Origin of the sequence: Alkalihalobacterium chitinilyticum, assembly GCF_029028005.1 — a bacterium.
Classification (GTDB): domain Bacteria; phylum Bacillota; class Bacilli; order Bacillales; family Bacillaceae_F; genus Alkalihalobacterium; species Alkalihalobacterium chitinilyticum.
Map to the genome: position 1 here is coordinate 1 of NZ_JAOTPO010000038.1, position 2,969 is coordinate 2,969.

A 2,969-nucleotide genomic window follows, 5' to 3' on the forward strand; every position below is an offset into this window, starting at 1 on the left:
TCGACACCATTACAGTAGAGGGACTTGGGGTGACTGGCAAGTCTTTTTTTATGCACTTATTAAATAAAGTGCAGGACTCTGCATTTTTCCTTTGCAAAGCTCTGCACTTTTATTTTGCAATAAACAATATACAAAGGATAAAAAGATGCTTACTAAAATTAAACGTGCATTTTCATTACACAAAGGAACGTATGGTGCTAAGCGGATCGCTGGCTATTTAAAGGGTAAAGGAACTCTAGTAAACCATAAAAAAGTAGCCCGTTTAATGAAAGAGGCCAATTTAAAAGCTTCAGTAAGACGTCCTAAAACAACGGTGATTACAAAGACTAAAGCTGCAGGTTATATTTATGAAAATCTGTTACAAAGGGATTTTCAGGCTCTTCATCCAAATCATAAATGGGTTACGGATGTAACAGAAGTTACGGTTGAACAAGAGAAGTTCTATATATCAGCACTTATGGATCTTTTTAATAGAGAAGTGATCGCCTTGGAGATTAGCTCTAGTAATAACTTTGAACTTGTTAAAGCTACTATTGAAGCAGCTAAAAAGAAACGAAAGCTTACCTCTTTAGATGGAGTAACCATTCACAGTGATCGGGGGCACGCCTATCGTTCATTTTACTACTATGAGCTTAGTAAAGAGTTGAGGTTCAAACCGAGTATGTCTCGTAAAGCAAATTGTTGGGATAACGCAGTAATTGAAAGCTTTTTCTCTCATTTTAAAGTGGAGTATCCTTGTTTCTATCCAACAATTAAAATCAATTCGTTAAAGCAGAATTTAAAGCAATATATTAATTATTACAATGAAAAACGAAGCCAGTATAAACTAGGCTTCGTATCTCCGGTTACTTATTTATTAAATTACAAAAAAGCTGTTTAATTATCTCATATCTATTCTGTTTTAGTCTGAAAAAACGAATATATAAAATATAATTGTCCGAATTTTTTAGTGTCTATTTATCGGGGGTTTGACCACTGTGACGAATCATTAGGTCCTCATTAGAAGCAGGCCAGTCGATCTCAGGATGGTTTTATTATCAGTTGGAAATTCCGATCTATATAAAGTCTTTTATCGTATTACAGGTAACCATATCGAAATATATTTAACTCGACACCCGCACCAGAAACCGCTATAATTCCTCAATTAGTCACGATTTATCAGTTGTTTTGACAAGAGAGCAAGGAACAGTCATATGCTCCCATCCCCCTGTGTTTTACACACTTTTTATAATCCCACCAACAAACTTTTTCATTGGTAACAAGGCACAAAAGGTGTCTACCGTTCCGCTACCGGACTATGCCTATTTAACGCGTTAAACTTTAGCTGAGTGGGAGACAGACCCCCAATTCTCCAACGCGGTGCATTTGTGACGGTTTCTAAAAATCGTGAATAACAATGAAAATTATTAAATCATTTAAGGAGTGGTCTTATGAGTATTCGAAAAGAAGACGTTCACCTTCATACACTGATAGTTCTTATAAATGAACGTGACACACAGTTGGTTTATGACTTTATTAAAGTTGTAATTGAAAAAGATCATGACAAGGAAATTACTATTGAAGCAGATAACTCTCCATTAACAGATCGGGAAAAGGAAATTTTAAAACAAGCAAATGTTGATATTGAAAACGACGACCTCGTGGATTGGGATGACGTAGGTGCCTATATATAGAGTAAGAATTAGGAAACCTGCTGCAAAGTATTTTGAAAAAATGACCACCTAAATTAAAAACAAAGGTCAATGAAGTTATTAGTCAACTTTCCGAAAACCCTTACGCTGTACAATACAAAAATCAGTCCATACTCACAAGTAGTTGTGAAATGGACTGATTTATACATCATTTATAAATATCACCACGAAAGTGAAACATTTTATGTGAAACAAGATTTTTCGGGGTGTCACAGTGACAGATACCTACTACAAAGGCAATTGAATCATCTAAGAATGTCTGAAACATCGAAGCTAAATTCATTTTTAAGAAAAGCAGAGTCCAACTCTTGGACCTATCAAGAGTTTTTGCGTGAATTACTCACCTATGAGGAAAAACGACATGAAGAGAAAATGATAGAAAAACACATGAAGTGGGCGAAATTCCCTTATCATAAAACATTAGAAGAGTTTGACTTTAAAGAATTGCCATCTCTTAGTACGAGACAGTTAAAGCAGCTCCAAGAACTCTCTTGGTTAGAGGAATCTTTTAATCTAGTATTTTTAGGCCCACCCGGAGTTGATAAAACGCATATATCTATTGGACTAGGCTTAGAAGCGATTAATAGAGGTCATCGACCAAAATGAAGCCAATCTATTCTTTCATTTAATCAACCATCTTTATGAACGAAGTTCAATTATATTGACTTTCAATAAAGGACCTGATGAATGGGGAGAGTTGCTGGGAGACCAGGGGATTACAACGGCGATCTTAGATCGTCTTCTCCACCGCTCTGAAGTTATTCACTTCGATGGGCTAGCCACCGTATTAAATATAGGGAGTCCCTATTTCAAGCGAAAGGTGCACAAACTAAATAAGCTAAAAGTGTTCAAAATTAATGAGCAAAGACTGTTCAAAACTACTTGACGGTTACATCCCTGTCATTCGGTGGTAAGAACTATGTCACTAGTGGTTCATTTCAGTGGCCGTAATCAGAAATCAATACGGAACTTATGCTTGATCAAATAGTTAAACAATTAAGAATGCCACAATTGCAAGAATATCGGTCTTTCGCAATATAACCCAAGAAATTAAAAGATAGCGACGGCTCAAACAAGCTTCATTCCATGTTCAAGAGACGTTAGTTGTTTCTTATGACTTCAGCTTGATACCAAGGTTAAATCGAAATCGCTGTATTTGATAATTTAATATTGAGCCACTTTCCAGTAGTTCGATCACATAAAAAATGAGCCACATGATTTCCAATTTAATTAACCTCTCTTATGATTGAAAGTGACCAAACTATCAATTAGGAGAGA

General features: G+C 35.7%; 2 protein-coding genes and 1 pseudogene. All 3 read left to right on the top strand.

The features are described 5' to 3' along the window. The first annotated feature begins 91 nt into the window (after positions 1 to 91). Entirely contained in the window at positions 92 to 880 is a 789-nt protein-coding gene (locus tag N7Z68_RS24055) for an IS3 family transposase (protein WP_275120943.1), read from the top strand. A 550-nt stretch (positions 881 to 1,430) separates the two neighbouring features. Continuing rightward, positions 1,431 to 1,673 (top strand): hypothetical protein, encoded by a 243-nt coding sequence (locus N7Z68_RS24060; RefSeq protein WP_275120944.1) that lies wholly within the window; start codon positions 1,431 to 1,433, stop codon positions 1,671 to 1,673. 273 nt (positions 1,674 to 1,946) lie between these two features. Beyond that, positions 1,947 to 2,528: pseudogene (locus N7Z68_RS24065) on the top strand (ATP-binding protein). Positions 2,529 to 2,969 lie beyond the last annotated feature (441 nt).

Bases quoted from the DNA above. Each gene is read 5' to 3' on its own strand.
- N7Z68_RS24060 (WP_275120944.1), top strand. From the start codon at position 1,431: ATGAGTATTCGAAAAGAAGACGTTCACCTTCATACACTGATAGTTCTT.